General features: G+C 65.2%; 18 protein-coding genes. 13 read left to right on the forward strand and 5 right to left on the reverse strand.

Going from position 1 to position 20,116, the window contains the following annotated elements:
- Positions 1-53 precede the first annotated feature (53 nt).
- The 4 genes from CXR00_RS08405 (at position 54) to CXR00_RS08420 (ending at position 4,742) form a co-directional block, all read left to right on the forward strand.
- Positions 54-587 carry a GNAT family N-acetyltransferase gene (locus CXR00_RS08405; protein WP_181032508.1) on the forward strand — a complete coding sequence of 178 codons (534 nt, stop codon included), beginning with the start codon at positions 54-56 and terminating at the stop codon, positions 585-587.
- Between the two features lie 204 nt (positions 588-791).
- Entirely contained in the window at positions 792-3,317 is a 2,526-nt protein-coding gene (gene leuS / locus CXR00_RS08410) for a leucine--tRNA ligase (protein WP_104054804.1), read from the forward strand.
- Positions 3,318-3,363: 46 nt separating this feature from the next.
- Complete coding sequence (locus tag CXR00_RS08415; protein ID WP_104054073.1) at positions 3,364-4,353, forward strand: DegV family protein; 990 nt, start codon at positions 3,364-3,366, stop codon at positions 4,351-4,353.
- Positions 4,354-4,433: 80 nt separating this feature from the next.
- Positions 4,434-4,742, forward strand: coding sequence for a hypothetical protein (locus tag CXR00_RS08420; protein WP_146068466.1), 309 nt, complete (start codon positions 4,434-4,436; stop codon positions 4,740-4,742).
- Positions 4,743-4,756: 14 nt separating this feature from the next.
- Here CXR00_RS08420 and CXR00_RS08425 read toward each other — a convergent pair whose 3' ends face one another.
- On the reverse strand, positions 4,757-5,251 hold the full coding sequence (locus tag CXR00_RS08425) for a hypothetical protein (RefSeq protein WP_104054075.1): 495 nt from the start codon (positions 5,249-5,251) through the stop codon (positions 4,757-4,759).
- Positions 5,252-5,456: 205 nt separating this feature from the next.
- Between CXR00_RS08425 and CXR00_RS08430 the strand changes: the two genes are divergently transcribed.
- The 4 genes from CXR00_RS08430 to holA all read left to right on the forward strand — a co-directional run bounded on the left by CXR00_RS08430 (position 5,457) and on the right by holA (position 10,905).
- Entirely contained in the window at positions 5,457-6,011 is a 555-nt protein-coding gene (locus tag CXR00_RS08430; RefSeq protein ID WP_258060340.1) for a hypothetical protein, read from the forward strand.
- A gap of 112 nt (positions 6,012-6,123) precedes the next feature.
- Complete coding sequence (locus tag CXR00_RS08435; RefSeq protein ID WP_104054076.1) at positions 6,124-6,984, forward strand: helix-hairpin-helix domain-containing protein; 861 nt, start codon at positions 6,124-6,126, stop codon at positions 6,982-6,984.
- 10 nt (positions 6,985-6,994) lie between these two features.
- On the forward strand, positions 6,995-9,760 hold the full coding sequence (locus tag CXR00_RS08440; RefSeq protein ID WP_104054077.1) for a ComEC/Rec2 family competence protein: 2,766 nt from the start codon (positions 6,995-6,997) through the stop codon (positions 9,758-9,760).
- Between the two features lie 191 nt (positions 9,761-9,951).
- Positions 9,952-10,905 carry a DNA polymerase III subunit delta gene (gene holA, locus CXR00_RS08445; protein ID WP_104054806.1) on the forward strand — a complete coding sequence of 318 codons (954 nt, stop codon included), beginning with the start codon at positions 9,952-9,954 and terminating at the stop codon, positions 10,903-10,905.
- 116 nt (positions 10,906-11,021) lie between these two features.
- Here the strand turns inward: holA and rpsT are convergent, their stop codons facing one another.
- Together rpsT and CXR00_RS08455 are read right to left on the reverse strand one after the other, a co-directional pair.
- Positions 11,022-11,282 (reverse strand): 30S ribosomal protein S20, encoded by a 261-nt coding sequence (gene rpsT, locus CXR00_RS08450; protein ID WP_104054078.1) that lies wholly within the window; start codon positions 11,280-11,282, stop codon positions 11,022-11,024.
- Positions 11,283-11,519: 237 nt separating this feature from the next.
- Positions 11,520-12,137 (reverse strand): type II toxin-antitoxin system PemK/MazF family toxin, encoded by a 618-nt coding sequence (locus tag CXR00_RS08455; protein WP_104054079.1) that lies wholly within the window; start codon positions 12,135-12,137, stop codon positions 11,520-11,522.
- 173 nt (positions 12,138-12,310) lie between these two features.
- On the opposite strand from CXR00_RS08455, the gene lepA reads away from it, so the two are divergent.
- Positions 12,311-14,164, forward strand: a complete 1,854-nt coding sequence (lepA, locus tag CXR00_RS08460; protein WP_181032291.1) for a translation elongation factor 4 — start codon at positions 12,311-12,313, stop codon at positions 14,162-14,164.
- Complete coding sequence (hemW, locus tag CXR00_RS08465; protein WP_104054081.1) at positions 14,161-15,393, forward strand: radical SAM family heme chaperone HemW; 1,233 nt, start codon at positions 14,161-14,163, stop codon at positions 15,391-15,393. The genes lepA and hemW overlap by 4 nt, the downstream gene beginning before the upstream one ends.
- Positions 15,394-15,442: 49 nt before the next feature.
- Here hemW and CXR00_RS08470 read toward each other — a convergent pair whose 3' ends face one another.
- Positions 15,443-15,862 (reverse strand): DUF4870 domain-containing protein, encoded by a 420-nt coding sequence (locus CXR00_RS08470; RefSeq protein WP_258060080.1) that lies wholly within the window; start codon positions 15,860-15,862, stop codon positions 15,443-15,445.
- A 141-nt stretch (positions 15,863-16,003) separates the two neighbouring features.
- A complete protein-coding gene (locus CXR00_RS08475) occupies positions 16,004-16,846 on the reverse strand; it encodes a DUF3097 domain-containing protein (protein ID WP_104054083.1) in 843 nt (280 codons plus the stop codon).
- Positions 16,847-17,060: 214 nt separating this feature from the next.
- Between CXR00_RS08475 and hrcA the strand changes: the two genes are divergently transcribed.
- From hrcA to CXR00_RS08490, 3 genes are all read left to right on the forward strand, one after another.
- Entirely contained in the window at positions 17,061-18,074 is a 1,014-nt protein-coding gene (gene hrcA, locus CXR00_RS08480) for a heat-inducible transcriptional repressor HrcA (protein ID WP_104054084.1), read from the forward strand.
- A gap of 136 nt (positions 18,075-18,210) precedes the next feature.
- Positions 18,211-19,350, forward strand: a complete 1,140-nt coding sequence (gene dnaJ / locus CXR00_RS08485) for a molecular chaperone DnaJ (RefSeq protein WP_104054085.1) — start codon at positions 18,211-18,213, stop codon at positions 19,348-19,350.
- A 1-nt stretch (position 19,351) separates the two neighbouring features.
- The gene (locus CXR00_RS08490) at positions 19,352-20,116 is read left to right on the forward strand and encodes a 16S rRNA (uracil(1498)-N(3))-methyltransferase (protein ID WP_104054086.1); all 765 of its coding nucleotides are present in this window, start codon (positions 19,352-19,354) and stop codon (positions 20,114-20,116) included.

Here is a 20,116-nt window from a genome sequence, read left to right on the forward strand (position 1 = left end):
CCAAAAAGATACGGAAACCGTGAAAACTATCCCGGATGCGGCAGAATCGCCGGATGGAACTGCACACGCCCCGCCTGCTCCTGCGCCCTTACCGGGAGGCGGATTTGTCGGCTGTGCACGGCTTTGCGTCCGACCGGCGGCTGACCGAATACGTTGAATGGGGCCCCAATACCCTGCAGGACAGCCGCGACTTCCTCGCAGCGTGTCGGGCGGAGGGGCAGCAGGATCCGCGGCGGGCATACACCTTTGCGGTGACCGTGCCCGACGGCGGTGAAGGATCGGGGAGCGGGCCGTTCGGCTCCGTGGGGCTGACACTGGACAACGCCGGCACGGGCGAGGTTGGCTATGTCATCGCCGCAGACCGCTGGGGGTGCGGCTACGCGACCGAGGCCGCGTCCGCCGTCGTGCACTTTGGTTTTACAGTGCTGGGGCTGGATTGCATCCGCGCCACCTGCCGGCCGGGCAATGCCGCGTCAGCCCGGGTGCTGGAGAAAACCGGAATGGTGCTGGAAGCCCGCCTGCCCGCGCACAAGCTGATCCGCGGCAAGTGGGAGGGCTCGCTGCTGTATGCGATCAGTCCGTCATAAGGCTGTGGCGCGGCTGCCGCAAAGAGGCGGCTGTTGTAAAGTGGAAAGATGAACGCTTTCCTCCTTCTTAGGTAGCCGCGCACCGTCCGTGCGCGGCCCAGCCCCTTGCCTGCCGAGGGGCTTTTGTGTGTCTGGGGGAGAGCGTGACGAAACTTGAGTTTAAGCGGCGGGACCGGCACGGACCGGCAACCGCGGATCAACAGGATTTCTTTGAGGACAGAGGCGACAACAGTGAGTACGCAGTCACAGACGGATGAGTCTGAAGAGGCCGTATACAGTTTTGCGGACATTGAGCAGAAGTGGCCGGCGGTCTGGGACGAGCTGGGTGTCTTTCAGCCCGCCGACGACGGTTCCAAGGAACGCCGCTATGTCCTGGACATGTTCCCGTACCCCTCCGGTGACCTGCACATGGGCCACGCCGAAGCGTTTGCCATGGGCGACGTCGTCGCGCGCTACTGGCGCCAGCTCGGCTACGACGTGCTGCACCCGATCGGCTGGGATTCCTTTGGCCTGCCTGCAGAGAACGCGGCTATCAAGAACAACGCGCACCCCAGCGACTGGACCTACCGCAACATCGACACGCAGGCGGCGTCGTTCAAGCGCTACGCCATCAGCGTGGACTGGTCGCGCCGGCTCCAGACCTCGGACCCGGAGTACTACCGCTGGACGCAGTGGCTGTTCAAGCGTTTCTACGAGCGGGGCCTGGCCTACCGCAAGAACTCTCCGGTCAACTGGTGCCCCAAGGACCAGACCGTGCTGGCCAACGAACAGGTTGTCAACGGCGCCTGTGAGCGCTGCGGCACCCAGGTCACCAAGAAGTCGCTGAACCAGTGGTACTTCAAGATCACCGATTACGCCGACAGGCTGCTGGATGACATGGAGCAGCTCAAGGGCCACTGGCCCGAGCGTGTGCTCGCCATGCAGAAAAACTGGATTGGCCGTTCCGAAGGCGCGCACGTCCGGTTCACCATCGAGGCCGACGGCGACAAGCCGGCCGAGCAGGTCACCGTCTTCACCACCCGCCCGGACACTCTGGCCGGAGCGACGTTCTTTGTCGTCGCAGCCGATGCTCCGCTGGCAGTTGAGCTGACCACCGACGAGAACATGGACGCCCTGCTGGATTACCGCGAGCAGGTCAAGGCCCTCTCGGACATCGAGCGCCAGTCCACCGAGCGCACCAAGACCGGCATCTTCACCGGCCGCTACGCCATTAACCCGCTCAACGGCGAGAAGCTGCCCGTCTGGGCCGCCGACTACGTGCTGGCCGACTACGGCACCGGCGCCATCATGGCCGTGCCCGCGCATGACCAGCGCGACCTGGACTTCGCCAAGACCTTTGACCTGCCGGTCAAGGCTGTCCTGGACACCGGCGAAGAGGATCCGGCAGAGACCGGCATCGCCACCACCGGCGAAGGCACCCTCATCAACTCCGGCAAGCTGGACGGCCTGCCGAAGTCCGAAGCCATTCCCGCCGCCATTGAAATGCTCGAGGAACAGGGCACCGGCGAGAAGTTCGTGAACTTCCGCCTGCGCGACTGGCTGCTGTCCCGCCAGCGCTTCTGGGGCACGCCCATCCCGATCATCCACTGCGAGAAGTGCGGCGAGGTTCCGGTTCCCGATGACCAGCTGCCCGTCACTCTGCCCACCGGGCTGAAGGGCGAGGCGCTGGCACCCAAGGGCACGTCTCCGCTGGCTTCCGCCGAGGACTGGGTCAACGTCTCCTGCCCCAACTGCGACGGCCCGGCCAAGCGCGACACCGACACCATGGACACCTTCGTGGACTCCTCCTGGTACTTCATGCGCTTTGTTTCCCCGCACTACACCGACGGACCGTTCGATCCGGAGGCCGCGAAGAACTGGATGCCGGTCGGCCAGTACGTGGGCGGCGTGGAGCACGCCATCCTGCACCTGCTGTACGCGCGCTTCTTCACCAAGGTGGTCCATGACATGGGCCTGCTGGAAGCCAGCGAACCGTTCAGCTCGCTGCTGAACCAGGGCCAGGTCCTGAACGGCGGCAAGGCTATGTCCAAGTCGCTGGGCAACGGCGTGGACCTGGGCCAGCAGCTGGACAAGTACGGCGTGGACGCGGTGCGCCTGACCATGATCTTCGCTTCCCCGCCGGAGGACGACGTCGACTGGGCGGACGTTTCGCCGTCGGGCTCCGCGAAGTTCCTGGCCCGCGCCTGGCGCCTGGGCCAGGGTGTCACCAGCGAACCCGGCGTCGACTTCGCCAAGGGCGACAAGAAGCTGCGCGCGCTGACGCACCGAACGGTTGCCGATGCGGCCGAACTGCTGGAGAACAACAAGTTCAACGTGGTGGTGGCCCGGACCATGGAACTGGTCAACGCCACCCGCAAGGCGATCGACTCCGGCGTCGGCGGAGCGGACCCGGCCGTCCGCGAAGCCGCCGAGACCGTGGCGATCATCCTGAGCCTGTTCGCCCCGTACACCGCCGAGGACCTGTGGGCTCTGCTGGGCCGTCCGGCCTCCGTGGCGAACGCCGGCTGGCCCGCCGTGGACGAAACCCTGCTGGTCCAGGACACGGTCACCGCCGTCGTCCAGGTCCAGGGCAAGGTCCGCGACCGCCTTGAGGTGCCCGCTGACATCAGCGAAGATGAGCTGCGCGAACTGGCGCTGGCCTCGGACGCGGTGCAGAAAACGCTCGACGGCCGCGGCATCCGCACCGTGATCGTGCGCGCTCCGAAGCTCGTGAACATCGTTCCGGCGTAGGCTGGCCCTCACGACAGAACACCGTGCACGCTGATTCGGGGGACCTATGAACGTGGACTGGCTGGACAAGCTGTCCGCGCGCGCCAAACGGGGGCGGCTTCGGGAATCCGGGACCGCCCCGGCACCCCGGGTCGGCGTGGTCACAGACTCCGCCGCTGCGCTGCCGGAAAACTGGGCTCAGTCCGCCGAGGTCACCGACCTGGTGCGCGTGGTGTCCATGCCGGTCATGATCGGCGACCAGATTTACAGCGAGGGCACCGACCGCATGATCGGCGCCCTCGCGCTGGCTCTGGCGCAGGGGTCCGACGTGCGGACCTCCCGTCCCGCGCCGGGGCAGTTCGAGGCCGCCTATGCGGAGCTGGCTGCGGCGGGCTGTTCGTCGATTGTCTCGCTGCATCTCTCCGGCGAATTGTCCGGAACCGTGGATTCCGCCCGGCTGGCGGCCCGGACCGCTGCCGTTCCCGTGACCGTCATCGACACGGCCAGTGTGGCGATGGGCGTGGGTTTCGCCGTCGCCGCCGCTGCGGAAACGGCGCGCGACGGCGGAACAGCGGCGGCCGTGGCCGATGCGGCACGCGCAGCGGCGAAGTCCGCCAGCATACTTTTCTACGTTCCCAGCCTGGAGCAGCTGCGCCGCGGCGGCAGGATCAGCGCCGCCGCCGGCTGGTTCGGCACCCTGTTTGCGGTCAAGCCGATCCTGGTGGTGCGTGAGGGCAAGGTGGTTCCGCTGGAGCGGGTGCGGTCCGCGCCCCGTGCGCTGGCCCGGCTCACCGAACTGGTCCGGCAAAACATCACCGCCCGCACCGGCCGGGTGCGGGTGGCCGTGCATCACTTCGGCAATGAAGTGGAGGCCGAGCGTCTGGCCGGAACCATCGCGGAGGCCGCCCCCGACGTCGAACTGATGATCTGCTCGCTGCCCGCCGTGCTGGCAGCCCATGCCGGACTGGGTGTGCTGGCCGTGGCGGTCTCCGGTGATTCCGGAGCGGCACCGCAGGTGCAGGTTTCCGGGCCGGAGGCCGGACCCGGAAGCAGCTAGGCCTACACGTGGTTGCTCCCGCCGCCGTCCTATGTTTAGGTGAAGCACTGGTTGGACCAAATGCATTCCCTGGAGGAAAAGTGGCGGGAACAGAACCATCAAGTCTGTATCGGCGAACATTGCGCACAGGAATCATCCTGGGCGCGGCCGGCCTTCTCGTACTGGTGCTCACTGACCCGTTCATTCGGAACTTCGGTGCGCTCAACTTCGACGGTGAGAACGGGTTCTTCGTGATTTTTACCCAAGTATATTTACACGCCCCGCAAGTTTGTCTCACTTTTTCGGCTGCTTTGATCTCCGCGGCATTGGTGATGCGCCACATTGATGCCGCGAAGGGCAATGCCGCTCCATCAGGGCGGCACCAGCCGTCCGACGATTTTGGTGCCTGAAGGGTATCTGTGCCTCAGACGCGGGCCTGGACAAGATTTGCGAACGGCAGTTTGCCGTAAGCCTGCAGGAACTGCGCGTGGTATGCCGCCAGCGCCGGATTGAGCTGTTCAGCCGGCAGCTCCTTCCATGCCAGGAGAAGGTCTTCCGAGTCCGCCAGCTGCCAGATCAGCCGGCCGTCCCAGTGTCCCGGCGGCAAGCCGTTTCCGAAGTCCACAAATTCAGAGATCTGGCGCCGGAGCCCCCGGTTGCCCTTGCTGCCGGGGCTGGCTTTTCCAATAAACAGTATGTCCGCGTCCGGCACCCACTCAGCGGTGAGCTTGTCCTTGGGCAGAGAAGGGTTTTTCTTTTTGAAGACGCCGGCCGTGCTGGTGCGGAGGAACCGTGGTTCAAAGCCCTGCGGCCTCACAACAGCGAAGAGTCCCTGCCGCTGCGGGATCCGATTGATGTCCAGGGTGTTCACGGACCGGAATCCGGTGAACCCGTCGGTCTGGAGGGACTTCTTATTCAACGGGTTCGGGCTCCTGGGTAGGGGTGGGGGCGTACGCAGGCCCGGAGATCGGGTAATGCGCACCGTCAATCTTACCGGGCCGCTCCTTGGGCACACAGCAAGCGAACAGTGGCCGCTGGTGCAATAGGCGGTAGATTATTTCAAGCATCATCCGGGGTGGAAATGCTCCCGCTCCCCGGACACACGAACGATAGGCAGATCAAGGATGTCCCTGGAGGCCGCTCTCAACATAGCCATGACCCTGGCAATTGCAGCACTTGCCTGGTGGGCGCGGAGGTACCCCAACCGGGCCAAGGATTATCCGGAGCGGGTGAGGATGCCTAAGTTCATTGCCTTTATAGGGTGGCTGTTTGTTGTAGTGGGGCTTCTTATGGGGACGTGGGCCTTTGGATCGTCTGAGGGCCCGCTCGGTGCCCGAATCGCTTCGGCGGCGATTGTTGCCGGTGGAATCGCTTTTATCGCCATGTACCGCAATTTCTACATCGTGACTGGACCCTATGAGGTGGTTTTCCGCAGTGTGCTCGGTAAGGAGCAGGTCATTCGCTACCGGGAGATCGTGCATTACAGCGTGGCTCCTTTGAGAGGTCAGCAATTCCTGGACGTGAGGTCCGTTCACGGAGTGAAGCTCAGCATGAACATCAGCGCCTACGATCTGAGGCCCCTGTTGCGGGCCATTGATTATCGCCAGGCCACGGGTCGCTGGCCCGTCCCTGTTGATGCTCCGATTTCGGAATCTCCCTCAGCGACGGACCTGCGGTAGCCCGCCTGATGTCCCTGCACAGGGAGTTCGGATGTGACGGAACAGCCCTTGTTCTACACACATCCCGGACTCTTTCATCGGCAGGTTCCGGCGCCGCTCTAGCTTGGGCGGTATGGCAGAACACCGCTGGGACACGGCATCCTCCACCGCAACGCGAACGCCCCGGCGGCGCTGGCTCATGTCCTTGCGCGGTGCTGTCCTTGCCGTCTGTCTGCTGATCGGCCTCACGGCAGGCGTCACCGTGCTTCGTGGCGGTGGAACAAATGTGGAGGTCGGCAGCGTCGAGCTGGCTGAGGGGGGAGCGGACTCCACCGCGCATCCTGAGTCGGGAAGCGATGAAGGCCCTGAGCCAGAAGGGCCAAGTGTTGCCGGGGGACACGGCACGGACGGTAGTGTCGCTGACCGGACCGACGGCGGTCCGGGGTCAAGGACCGCCCCACCAGGCACTTCGGATCCTGCTGCGGCACCCTCGGTCCTGATTGTCCATGTGGCCGGAGCCGTGGTCCGTCCGGGCGTGGTGCAGGTTCCCTCCGGCAGCAGGGCCGGTGACGCAGTGGATGCCGCGGGAGGAACGGCAACCGACGCCGATCTTGCCGCGGTGAACCTGGCGGCTCCACTGCAGGACGGAATGATGGTGGTTGTTCCCCGCATTGGAGAAAACGCGGGAACTCCGCCGCCGGCGTCGGGCATGGGTGGGGCGGGTGCGCCGGAAAGCGGGCCGGGCGCCGGCGGAACCGGTGCCGGCGGGCCAGGCGGCACCGGGGGAGCAGACAGTTCAGGAGCTTTGGTCAACATCAACTCCGCCTCATTGCAGGAACTTGATTCCCTGCCCCGGGTTGGACCCGTGATTGCACAGCGGATCATTGATTGGCGAGAGGAGCACGGCAGCTTCTCCCGGCCTGAGGATCTGGATGCGGTTCCAGGCATTGGTGAAGCCATGATGGCCGCTCTGCTGCCGCTCATTACCGTCTGACAGCGGCTTCATGATGGATGGCAAAGGCTCCGCCGACGCGCCGAAGTCCAACGATGACGTGCTCCGGGTGCAGGGCGTGGATGGTTTCCACGAGGGCCGGAGGGTTCGGGTCAGCGGCTGGCACCGGTACACGGCCGCCGCGCTTCGGGGGGACGTCCAGCCTCCCGGCACGGATGCACCGGAGCCTCCCGGTCCGTGGCCCCCTGAGGCCCCTCGGGTTCCTGCGGTGGTTTCGCGCGGCCACTTCCGTCCCGGTGTCAGCAGGGTTGTCCAGCTGATTCGTGCCCTGGTGCCGGAAAGGCCTGCCGTTGCACGAATCCATCCCCTGCTGGAGTTCCGGCTGGTGCCGGTAGCCGCTGCGGCATGGGCGGCGGCGTTCCTCGCAGTGCGCCTCCCTGATCATGAAGCAAGAGTGCTCGGGGCGATCCTGGCTCTTATATCGATCGTCCTTCTGGTCCTGGTCCCGGCACTGCGGCGGACAGGAAGCCGCAGCGGGATGTTCGTCCGGGCTGTTGCGGCTCCGGCCGCTGCTGCCGCGCTGGTCTGTGTTTCCGCCGGCGCCCTGACCGCGGAACGGACGGCCGGGCCAATCGCTTCAGCCATTTCCGAAGGGAGGACGGTCACGGGCGAGTTTCGTGCGTCCACGGATGCCCGGGCCGTGGCGGCCGATCGCTTCAGCGGCGATTCCCGGTACATCACCGAGGCAGTACTTCAGCAGGCCACCAGCGACGGTCAGAGGTTCTCCGCTGCCGCAACAGTCTTGGTGATCGGCGGCAGCGGCTACTCGGACATTCAGCTCGGAGACCACTTCGCTGCGTCCGGATCGCTGCAGGCCACGGATCCCGGTGAGCGTTCAGTGGCCCTGCTGTACGCAAACGGCCAGCCTGAGGTGGAAGCCGCCGACGGGTGGTACGGCGAAACGGGACGTATACGCCGAACCTTCTCAGCTGTGGCGGCTGAACACGCCGGGCTTACGGGCAGGGACGCAGCAGGTCTCTTGCCCGGGATGGTCCTGGGGGACCGCAGCACGCTGGACGATGCGCTGGAAAAAGCCATGAAAAACACCGGACTCACTCATATAACAGCTGTTTCAGGAGCCAACTGCGGTTACTTATTGGCGTTCGTCTTTCTGATGGCGCGGGCTGTCAGACTGCCGCGGGGCTGGGCCGCCGCGGCCGGAGTAGCGGCGCTGCTGGGTTTCGTGCTGGTGGTCCGCCCGGATGCCAGTGTCCTGAGAGCTGCGGTCATGGGTAGCCTGGGGACCATCGCCGTCTTGTCCGGACGGGGAAAGCTGCCGGCAGCTCTGCTCTGCCTTTCCATTACGGTCCTGCTGGCGGTGGATCCCTGGCTCAGTGGAAGCTACGCCTTCATCCTCTCGGTGCTGGCAACATCAGGGTTGATCCTGTTGGGTCCGCGGCTGACGGAACTATTGGCCAGGCGGCTTCCCTGGCCGCTGGCAGCCGCCCTGGCCGTGCCGATGGCGGCACAGTTTTTCTGTTCACCGGTCCTGGTGCTCCTGCAGCCGCAGGTTCCGGCGTTTTCCCTGCCTGCGAATGTAGCCGTGGCGCCCGTCGTGCCGCTGGTGACGGTGGTCGGAATGCTGGCTGCCGTTGTAGCAGCCACGGTACCGGTTGCGGCCGGACCGTTCGTGCTGATTTCCGGTGCAGGTGCGGCCTGGACGGCAGGCGTGGCCCGCTTCTTCGACGGGCTTCCCGGTTCACTGGTGCCGTGGCCATCCGGCGTTGCGGGCGTGATCCTGATGGTGCTGGCTGCCGGCACCGGTGTCTGGCTCCTGTGGCGCTTTGGGCCGTCGCCGGAGTCAATGCACCCGGCCCGCTCTGCATCGGCCCGCTCTGCACCGGTCCGCTCTGGACCTGTGCAGCCACGCCGACACCTGGCCCTCGCTGCAGCACTGTTGCTACTACCAGCCGGTGCTGCCGCCGTTTGGACCCAGCTGCGCCCAGGACCTGCGCCCACTCGATGGATGGCCGCTGCCTGTGATGTGGGTCAGGGCGACGGACTGGTCGTGAGGACGGCAGCACATCGTGCCGTGGTGATCGACGCCGGACCCGATCCGGATTCCATGGATAACTGCTTGAAGCGGTTGCAGGTGGAAACCGTGGACCTTTTCATCCTGTCCCATGCCCATTTGGACCACTACGGAGGAGCCGAAGGTGTGCTGCGGGGCAGGGAGGTGAACCACGTCGCCTATTCGACGGCTGAAGCGGATCTTCCCGAACCCCTGCGGACATTGCTCGCGGACTCCGGAGCCGAACTGACCCGGATGGCCGAGGGCATGACCTCTCAAGCGGGCGCCGTGGAATGGGAAGTGCTGTGGCCACCCGCCCTGGGTGGACAGGCTAGTGAAAACGACGCGAGCTCCGTGATCCTGATGACAGTGGGGCCGACGGTGGAACCTGGACGGGACGTGCCGGACGGACCCGGTTTCACAATGCTGCTTACCGGGGATATTGAGGAGGATGCATCCGGTGCCCTGCTGTCCCGGCATGCCTGGCTGCGCGATGCCGGAGTGGACGTCCTGAAAGTACCCCACCACGGAGCCCGCAACGGCGGTACCGGGCTGATCGAAGAACTGAATCCGCGCCTGGCCCTGATCTCCGTTGGCGCCGACAATGAGTACGGTCATCCGGCAGCGGAAATTTTGGAAGTTCTGCAACGGTCCGGAACCGCCGTCGTGCGAACAGATGAACTTGGCTCCATCAGTCTGGAGACGGACGGATCGTCGTTGACATGGGATCGCGTGGACGGGCGTTGAGCCGTTGCAGCGACTCAGCCTAAAGGTGCCGGCGGGAGCTGGCAGGTAATGTTGGAGTGTTCCCAAACGTCATTTCCGCTTGTTCCCATCCCAGGAGTTTGTTCACTGTGAATCCGGCCGTTCCGTCCAGTAAGCGCAGTGCCGCGAAGTCCACCGGCAAGTCCGCGGGAAAGATTGTCTCCTGGCGTGAGGTGGAACCTGCCCCGGTGGTACTGCTCAGCGGCCCTGAGGATTATCTGGCCGGCCGCGCCATGGAGCGGATCCGCGCTACCCTGCGCCAGGACCAGCCGGACACGGAAATCGTTCGCCTGGACGCGGCAACCTATGCCGCCGGTGAACTGATGCTGCATTCGAGCCCGTCGCTCTTCGGTGAGGCCAAACTCATCGAGGCCTCGAATCTTGCCGCCATGAACGATGAGTTCCTGACCGACACGCTCGCGTATCTCACGGACACCGCGCCCGACACGGTGCTGGTGCTCAGCCACGGGGGCGGCAACCGCGGCAAGAAACTCCTGGATGCGGTCAAGGCCGCCGGAGCTCCGGTGGTGGAGTGCCAGCCGTTCAAGAAGGACGCCGAGAAGCTGGACTTTGTGGCCCAGGAATTCAAAGCCGCCCGACGGCGGATCGACCCGGCTGCCTCCCGCGCCCTGGTTGCCGCAGTGGGCTCCAAGCTGGCTGATCTGGCGGCAGCCTGCCGGCAGCTGATCAACGACGCATCCGGCGAGATCAGCGAAGAACTCGTGGAGAAGTACTACGGCGGCCGGGTGGAGGCCACCGCCTTCAAGGTGGCCGATGCGGCGCTGGCCGGACGCGGGGGACAGGCACTGTCCATGCTGCGCCACGCCCTGGATACCGGCGTCGATCCTGTGCCCCTGGTGGGCGCGCTGGCCATGAAGGTGCGGGCCGTGGCCAAGGTGGCGAACCTGCGCGGCTCCTCGGCGTCCATGGCGAAGGAACTGGGCATGGCGCCGTGGCAGGTGGACCAGGCGCGGCGCGACGCCCAGCACTGGTCGCAGGAATCCCTCATCAAAGCCGTTCAGGTGCTGGCTGAAGCTGATGCACAGGTCAAGGGGGCCGGACGCGATCCGGTATACGCCGTCGAACACGCCGTGACAGTCATCTCGCTCGCTGCCGCCGGACGCTGACCTGCCCCGGCGGCAGCCGGGACCCCTGCCACTGGCTAAGGCCCGCCGCTTAAAGCAATCTGGCCGGCCCCCGAAGGGACCGGCCAGACCGATAAGACTAATGCTAGAACAACGCCTTAGAGCGCGTTGACCTTCTTGGAGATGGCCGACTTGCGGTTGGCAGCATTGTTCTTGTGGATAACACCCTTGCTGACAGCCTTGTCCAGCTTGCGGCTGGCAGTGGCCACTGCTGCGACTGCTGCATCCTTGTCGCTGGCCTTCAGGGCAGCGTCAACGGAGCGGATTGCGGTCTTCAGCTCGGACTTCACCGAGTTGTTACGCATGCGCGCCTTCTCGTTGGTGAGGATGCGCTTCTTCTGGGACTTAATATTGGCCACTTATATAAACTCTCTTTGTATTGCGGACTTGGTCGGTGAGGGAATTTCAGCCCAGACATTGACTGAGCGGCGTGGGGATACCGTAATGGCGCCTGAACTGAAGTGCCCGTCGACCTGCGCGGACACACAGCAATAAATGTTAGCAGAACTTGGGCCCGAAGGCCCATTGGCGGGGACAAGCGGCCGACGGCGGGGCTTTCCCCGGGTGCGCGGCCCGGCTCCGCGGGGTACAGGCAATCAGTTCCGGGCAGTAAAGCGTGAGGCGACGCGCTGAAACGCTGCGGAGGACATAATCGATCCCTGCCGCCTTACCGCAGCCGGATCCAGCTGCAGCACGCGGTCCAGCTTGACCTCGCTCGGCCGGCCCTGGCTGTCCCAGGGTCCGGTGCCAACATCCACGTAGTCCGGATCGGACTCCCGGCCGTTGTTGCGGTCCCGGGTGGTCATCATCAGGGCGAGCAGCCGCGAGCCGGTGCAGCCGATCAACAGCACCGGACGGTCCTTGCCCTGGGAATAGTCGTCCTCATAGGGAACCCACGCCCACACCACTTCGCCCGGATCGGGGGATCCATCCGGCGACGGGGAGTAGACGGGAGTGACCTTGCCCCGGTAGTCGCCCGGGTAGGCAGATGAGTTGGACGCCGGTTTCGGTGCTGGAGACTTCTGAACCGGCGGTTTCCGGGCCGGCGACTTCTTCGCTGCCGGTTTCGGAGCGGCGGTCTTGTTTCGGGTGTTGGACGAACCGGGGTTGGAACGGCCCGGCTTGGTCGCGGTTCCGGTACCCGCTGCGGGACGCGTCAGCAGGCGGATGGCCGAGCGGGCCAGGGAAAGAAGGGAGCGGTTGGAGAAGGACATGAGCCCACGCTATTACGTTCTGCGGTTCCAGCGCGGGCGGGCATTCGTGGGAGACTGTTAATTCAGCAGTTAAACCACCAGGAAAAACGATGAACCGCGCCTTGTCCGGTTCCGGCACGCGGCCTGCGCCGCAGCCGCCGTGAAGTCCTGTGAACAGTAAAGGAACCGCCACAGTGTCACCTATGGCCCGCTTCTCACCGGTGCCTGCCGCGACGGATCCGGCGATCATCAGAAACTTCTGCATCATCGCCCACATCGACCACGGCAAGTCCACCCTGGCCGACCGCATGCTCCAGTCCACCGGCGTCGTCGAGCACCGGAACATGAAGGCCCAGTACCTGGACCGCATGGACATTGAGCGCGAACGCGGCATCACCATCAAGTCGCAGGCCGTGCGCATGCCGTGGGAGGTCGACGGCGAGTCCTACGCGCTGAACATGATCGACACCCCCGGCCACGTGGACTTCACGTACGAGGTATCCCGTTCCCTGGCCGCGTGCGAAGGCGCCGTGCTGCTCGTGGACGCTGCCCAGGGCATCGAGGCCCAGACCCTCGCGAACCTGTACCTGGCCATGGAAAACGACCTCACCATCATTCCGGTCCTCAACAAGATTGACCTTCCGGCAGCGCAGCCGGAAAAGTACGCCGAGGAACTGGCAAAGCTGATCGGCGGCGATCCGGCGGACGTCCTGAGGGTCTCCGGCAAGACCGGTGTTGGCGTCGAAGCCCTGCTGGACCAGATCGTCCGCGAGATTCCGGCACCGCAGGGTGACCCCAATGCTCCCGCCCGTGCCATGATCTTCGACTCCGTCTATGACACCTACCGCGGCGTGGTCACCTATGTCCGAGTGATCGACGGCTCGCTGTCCCCGCGTGAACGCATCCAGATGATGTCCACCCGGGCCAGCCATGAACTCCTCGAAATCGGTGTCAGCTCGCCGGAACCCACCCCGTCCAAGGGACTGGGCGTCGGCGAGGTGGGCTACCTGATCACGGGCGTGAAGGACGTGCGGCTGTCCAAGGTTGGCGACACCGTCACCAACCTGGCCAAGCCGGCCGCTGAATCGCTGCCCGGTTACGCCGATCCCAAGCCCATGGTGTTCTCCGGTCTGTACCCGATCGACGGCGCCGACTATCCGGTGCTGCGCGACGCGCTGGAAAAGCTGATGCTCAACGATGCCGCGCTGGTCTACGAACCCGAGACATCGGCGGCGCTGGGCTTCGGCTTCCGCGTGGGCTTCCTGGGCCTGCTGCACCTGGAAATCACGCGTGAACGGCTCGAACGCGAGTACAACCTGGACCTGATCTCCACTGCGCCCAACGTGGAGTACGAGGTGACGCTCGAGGATAAGAAGGTCGTCACCGTCACCAACCCCAGCGAGTACCCCGAAGGCAAGATCAAAGAGGTCCGCGAGCCGATGGTATCGGCCACGATCCTGGCTCCCAACGAATTTGTCGGCGCCATCATGGAACTGTGCCAGGCACGCCGCGGCGTCCTGGGCGGCATGGATTACCTCTCCGAGGACCGGGTGGAAATCCGGTACCGCCTCCCGCTGGCCGAGATTGTTTTCGACTTCTTCGACATCCTCAAGTCCAAGACCCGCGGCTACGCCTCGCTGGACTGGAAGGCCGACGGCGAACAGGTGGCCGACCTGGTCAAGGTGGACATCCTGCTCCAGGGCGAACAGGTGGACGCCTTCAGCTCCATCACGCACAAGGACAAGGCCTACTCCTACGGCGTGATGATGACCGGCAAGCTGCGCGAGCTCATTCCGCGCCAGCAGTTCGAGGTCCCCATCCAGGCTGCCATCGGCTCCCGGATCATTGCCCGCGAATCCATCCGCGCCATCCGCAAGGACGTGCTCGCCAAGTGCTACGGCGGTGACATCAGCCGTAAGCGCAAGCTGCTGGAAAAGCAGAAGGAAGGCAAGAAGCGCATGAAGATGGTGGGCCGCGTGGAAGTTCCGCAGGAAGCCTTCGTGGCAGCACTTTCCTCCGACGAGTCCAAGGACAAAGCCAAGAAGTGACACCCAGCGCACTACCCCTCGGAGACCCGGCACCCGCCGACGGTCTCCTGCCCGCCCAGGCAGCGGACGGAGCGGCGGACCGGAATTTTGGTCTGTATGTCCACATCCCGTTCTGTTCCGTCCGCTGCGGCTACTGCGACTTCAACACCTATACCGCCACGGAGCTGGGCGGCGGTGCCTCGCAGGCGGCCTACGGCGGCACTGCGGAGCAGGAAGTCCGGTTCGCTGCGCGCGCACTCACTGCCTCCGGACTGCCGCACCGCCCGCTGAAGACGGTGTTCTTTGGCGGCGGTACGCCCACGCTCCTGCCCGCGGAGGACCTGACGGGCATCCTGAAGACGGCCATTGATGCCTGGGGGCTGGAACCGGGCGCGGAGGTCACCACGGAAGCCAACCCGGACTCGGTGACCCCGCAGTCCCTCCAGCTGCTGGCTGACGCCGGGTTCACCCGCGTGTCTTTCGGCATGCAGTCCGCCGTGCCGCACGTGCTGGCAGTGCTGGACCGCACCCACACGCCGTCGCGCGTTCCGGAGGCAGTGAAGTGGGCGCGCGACGCCGGACTGAACGTGAGCGTTGACCTGATTTACGGCACGCCGGGGGAGTCCCTGGAGGACTGGAAGGTTTCGGTCAACGAGGCGCTGAGCTACGAGCCGGACCATATCTCCGCCTACGCCCTCATCATCGAAGAGGGCACGAAACTGGCCGCACGCATGCGCCGCGGTGAAGTGCCGCCGATCGACGACGACGACCACGCGGACAAATACCTCGTGGCCGACGAGCTGATGACGACGGCCGGACTGTCCTGGTACGAGGTCAGCAACTGGGCGCGTACACCCGCGGACCAGTGCCGGCACAACCTGGCCTACTGGCGCAGCGACGACTGGTGGGGCATCGGCCCGGGCGCCCATTCTCACGCCGGCGGCGTGCGCTGGTGGAACGCCAAGCATCCCACCGCCTACGCCCAGCGGATCGCCGCGGGGGAGTCACCCGCCGTCGGACGCGAAACCCTGGACGCAGAAACCCGGTACGTGGAAGATGTCATGCTGCGCACCCGCCTGGCTGAGGGCCTGGAACTGTCCCGGCTCAAGGATTCGGGCCGGCTCGCCGTGGCGGGTTTGATGGCCGACGGTTTGGTGGACGCGAAGGCCGCCCTGACCGGCCGCGTGCTGCTGACGACCAAGGGCCGCCTGCTGGCGGACGCCGTCGTCCGCCGCCTGCTTCCGGACTAGGTCCTATTGCCGGACTGAGGTCCGCCGCCGGGCTGATCCAGTCCCGGCCTTACTGGATGCGGCGCAGGTTCAGCGGGTAGCGGTAAGGCCGTCCGCGGTTGCATTCAATGCCGGCGACCACTGAGGAAACCGCGATGGCAACCCACAGCAGGGCGTTCAGGATGGCGAAGACCCAGCCGATCACCGGAATGAAGGACAGCAGCCAGGCGACCATGGCGATGATGGTGGGAGGAAGCGTGAAGTTAAGCGCTTCCTTGGATTCCTGCGCCGTGAACGGGCCGCGGTCGCGGAATACCAGGTAGATGATCATCGAGGGGATGAAGCCCAGAATGCCGCCGAAGTGCGCCATGGTTGCCCACTGGCGGTCCTCTGAAGCGGTGAGGGGCAGCGCGTTGGCCGGTGCGCCCTGATAGGGGGGACGCTGGGCCGCACCCCGGTCGTCGGGGCGGTGCTGGTCATTTTGACGGATGTTCGACACTGCTGTTTCCTTTTGACTCTGGACGCCTGGCCCGGTGCGCCGGTGCGGACTGGGGCCGTCCGGCTGCTGCATATCTCATCTAGGTTACTGGCTGGAGGAGCTCCAGCCCGCAACGGCACGGCGGTGGAGCCGCTAAGGGACGGTCAGGAAGTCGATAACTTCCTCCACCCGCCCCAGCAGCGACGGCTCCAAATCGGCATATGAACTGACGCTGCCCAGCAGTTTCTTCCAGCCCATGGCAACATCGGTGTGGTCCCGGTGCGGCCAGCCCAGGCCTTTGAGAATGCCCGTTTTCCAGTCCTCGTGGCGGGGCACCACGGGCCAGGCTGCCAGGCCGATGGTCTGCGGCTTGATGGCCTGCCACACGTCCACGTACGGGTGGCCCACAATCAGCACGTTCCCGCGGGCACCCGGAACGGCCATGGCTTCGGCAGCTATCCGGGACTCCTTGGACCCGGACACCAGATGGTCCACCAGGATGCCCAGCCGGCGTCCGGGGCCCGGGCTGAAATCCTTTACAGCGGAGGCAAGATCATCCACGCCGTGCAGGGGCTCGACGACGATGCCCTCCACGCGCAGATCATCACCCCACACCTTTTCCACCAGTTCCGCGTCGTGCTTTCCCTCCACCCAGATGCGGCTGGCCCGCGCGGTGCGCGCCCGGACGTTGTCCACCCGGACAGAGCCCGACGCCGTCCGCCGGGACACCGGGGCCGCAGCCTTGACGGCCGGAACCACCTCCACGGGCTCCCCGTCCAAAAGGAATCCGAAGCCCAGCTCGAAGGACTTCGTCTTGCCGCGCCGGTCCTCCAAGACCATCAGGTGCAGGCCGCCGGACTTCTCGACGCGCACCACGGCACCAACCCAGCCGCTGTGCACGTCTTCAAGTACGAGCCCGATCTCGGCGCCGACTTTGGGCAATACCCGCCGGGCCGGGGCGCTAATGTCCTGCGGGCCCCACGAAAAATTCGACACGGGTGTATCCCTCACTCTGATTGCGGTTGGTTCCTGCGCGGATTCGGCACGTGCGGGCACGGGCTCCTCAATGCTAGCAACGCCGCCGATCCGTATTAGACTTAGCACTTGGGCAGGGTGAGTGCTAACCAGCCCGGCGCCAATCCGCATGCCTGTTCGGAACCGCTGTCAGGACACTCAGCACCGGCAGGACATCAGCAAGGGAGGGAAAACCATGAGTGAACCACGCAGACTCGAGGTGCTCCGGGCCATTGTTGAGGATTACGTGCATTCGCGCGAACCCGTTGGATCCAAAGCACTGGTGGAACGCCACCAGCTGGGAGTGTCCAGCGCCACCATTCGAAATGACATGGCGGCCCTTGAAGAAGAGGGCCTGATTGTCGCACCTCACACTTCCGCCGGACGCATCCCCACCGACAAGGGTTACCGCCTTTTCGTGGACCGGATTTCAGACGTCAAACCACTGTCCGCCGCCGAGCGCAAGGCCATCCAGACCCTGCTCGAGGGTGCAGAGGATCTCGATGACGTCATGGAACGGACCGTCAGGCTGCTCTCGCAGCTGACCAACCAGGTGGCGGTGGTGCAGTATCCGCATCTCGGCAACGCCAAGGTCCGCCACATCGAATTTGTCCTGCTGGCACCGGCCCAGGTGCTGGTGGTCCTGATTTCCACCACCGGACGGGTGGAGCAGCGTGTCATCACGGTTCCCGACCAGGTGACCGAGCCGGACCTGCTGGAACTGCGGCAGCATTTCCTGTCCGCACTCAGCGGTACGCCGCTGACCAGGATAACCGGACAACTGGCCGACTGCCTCGTCCAGGTTCCCGTCCCGAAGAGGCGGAACGCCGCGGCGCTGGCGCACTGTCTGGAGCAGCTGGCCGGAATCAACCGGGAAGACCGCATGGTCATGGCCGGCACCGCCAATCTGGCCCGTTCCACAGTAGACTTTCCCCTGACGATAGGCCCCATCCTGGAGGCACTTGAGGAACAAGTCGTCATGCTTCGGTTGTTGTCCGAAATGGAGCAGGACGCCAGAGGTGTCTCGGTGCGGATTGGACGGGAGAACCCGCATGGATCCCTTTCAGAGGCATCAGTCGTAGCCACCGGTTACGGACCCGATTCTTCGGCAAAGGTGGGGGTGCTCGGACCAACCCGCATGGACTACCCCAACACCATGGCCACAGTGCGCGCCGTGGCCCGTTATCTTTCCCGAATACTGAACAACTAAAAAACGTTAGACGAATACAGCAGCATTACGCCGGTTGCCGCCGCCCGCGGGCGACAGCAGCCGGTGGACGCCTCCGGACGGAGGGCGGCGCGGTAACAACGCGGATACTGCCAATTACAGGAAGCGATGTGCACGAGTGAGCGATCACTACCAGGTCCTGGGTGTCGGACGCGACGCCACGGGCGAAGAAATCAAGAAGGCGTACCGGAAGCTTGCCCGCAAGCTTCACCCGGACGTTAACTCTGCTCCCGGAGCGCAGGACGAGTTCAAAGCCGTCACCCACGCCTATGAGGTGCTCGCGGACCCGCAGAAACGCCGCATCTATGACACCACCGGCAACGAGAACGGCAACGACAACGGCTTTGGCGGCGGCGCCGGCTTCGGTGGCCAGAACTTCGGCTTCCAGGACATCTTCGACACCTTCTTTGGCGGCGGCGGAGGCGGCGGCCGGGGACCGGCTTCACGGACGCGCCGCGGCCAGGATGCCCTCATCAATGTGCGCATCGATCTGAAGGATGCCGTCTTCGGCACCAACAAGAAGATCGAGGTCGACACCGCGGTCACCTGCCCCACCTGCGACGGAAGCTGCTGCCAGCCGGGAACCTCACCCCGGACCTGCGACATTTGCCACGGATCCGGCCAGGTACAGCGTGCCGTGCGCTCCATTCTCGGCCAGGTTATGACCAGCGCGCCGTGCGGGTCCTGCCAGGGCTACGGAACCGTTATCCCGGACCCTTGCCACGAGTGCGCCGGCGAAGGCCGCGTGCGCAGCCGCCGTACCCTGAACATCAAGATTCCCGCCGGTGTAGCCACCGGCACCCGCATCCAGCTGGGCGGACAGGGTGAAGCCGGTACGGCCGGCGGACCCCAGGGCGACCTGTACGTGGAAATCCGGGTAAATGCCGATCCTACGTTTGTCCGCGAAGGCGATGACCTGCACGCCACACTGACCGTGCCCATGACGGCGGCGGCGCTTGGGTCCTCCATCAACTTCGAGACGTTCGACGGCGACCGGGAGATTGCGGTTAAGGCCGGCACTCAGTCCGGTGAAGTCACTACCCTCAAGGGACTTGGCGTGACTCATCTGCGCGGCTACGGCAGGGGAGACCTGCTGGTCCACCTGCACGTGGAAACCCCGCAGAAGCTGGATGCGGAGCAGGAAGAACTGCTGCGCAAGCTGGCGCAGCTGCGCGGTGAGGAATATGCCGAGGGTCGTCTGGCCGGCAGCGGCACCGGCGTCTTTGCCCGGCTGCGGGACCGCCTGGGCAACCACTGACATGACCAACCCGATCTTCTTCGGTGACCCGGATGCCGTCCGGGCCGCCGGGGCCGGTTCCCTTTTTGTCCTCGAAGGGGCTGAAGCCCACCACGCAGTTGCCGTGAAACGCCTGGCGCCCGGGGAACCGGTGGATATCGTGGACGGGTTCGGGCGCCGGCTCACGGGTACGGTTGCCGCTGCCGGGCCGTCCCGGCTGGAGGTTGCGGTGGAGTCCGTCACCGAGGAAAACGAAGCGGCAGATACGCTGATGCTGGTTCAGGCCCTCGCCAAGGGAGGCCGGGACGAGCAGGCCGTTGAGGCAGCCACCGAGCTGGGCGTGCAGGCGGTGATTCCGTGGCAGTCCGAGCGGAGCATCGTGCGCTGGCGTGCCGACAAAGCCGCCAAGGGGCAATTGAAGTGGCAGGGCATCCTCACGGCTGCGGCCAAGCAGTCCCGCCGGTCCCAGATCCCGGTAGCCGAAGAAATGCTCGATACCAAGGCGCTGGTGCGCAGGCTGGCGGATGTTGACCTGGTGCTTGTGCTTCATGAAGAGGCCGACGGCGCGCTGGTACCGGCGGTGGAGCAGGCACGGCGCCGCTGCGGCGGCCGGCCGCTGAGCATTGCCGTGGTGGTGGGACCCGAAGGGGGAATCAGCGGCGCTGAAGTTGAGCTGCTGCGTTCCGAAGGGGCCGTGGCGGTCCGGTTGGGGCAGCACGTTCTTCGTTCATCCACCGCAGGTCCGGCGGCGCTGGCCGTCCTGAATTACGCGCTCGGACGCTGGTAA

Source organism: Arthrobacter sp. 9E16, from assembly GCF_002929435.1.
Classification (GTDB): Bacteria; Actinomycetota; Actinomycetes; order Actinomycetales; family Micrococcaceae; genus Arthrobacter_B; species Arthrobacter_B sunyaminii.

What these genes read in the sequence shown, in the direction of transcription:
- CXR00_RS08405 (WP_181032508.1), top strand. Translation starts at nt 54, where the DNA reads ATGGAACTGCACACGCCCCGCCTGCTCCTGCGCCCTTACCGGGAGGCG.
- CXR00_RS08415 (WP_104054073.1), top strand. Translation starts at nt 3,364, where the DNA reads ATGAACGTGGACTGGCTGGACAAGCTGTCCGCGCGCGCCAAACGGGGG.
- CXR00_RS08430 (WP_258060340.1), top strand. Translation starts at nt 5,457, where the DNA reads ATGTCCCTGGAGGCCGCTCTCAACATAGCCATGACCCTGGCAATTGCA.
- CXR00_RS08435 (WP_104054076.1), top strand. Translation starts at nt 6,124, where the DNA reads ATGGCAGAACACCGCTGGGACACGGCATCCTCCACCGCAACGCGAACG.
- CXR00_RS08440 (WP_104054077.1), top strand. Translation starts at nt 6,995, where the DNA reads ATGATGGATGGCAAAGGCTCCGCCGACGCGCCGAAGTCCAACGATGAC.
- CXR00_RS08455 (WP_104054079.1), bottom strand. Translation starts at nt 12,137, where the DNA reads ATGTCCTTCTCCAACCGCTCCCTTCTTTCCCTGGCCCGCTCGGCCATC.
- hrcA (WP_104054084.1), top strand. Translation starts at nt 17,061, where the DNA reads ATGAGTGAACCACGCAGACTCGAGGTGCTCCGGGCCATTGTTGAGGAT.
- CXR00_RS08490 (WP_104054086.1), top strand. Translation starts at nt 19,352, where the DNA reads ATGACCAACCCGATCTTCTTCGGTGACCCGGATGCCGTCCGGGCCGCC.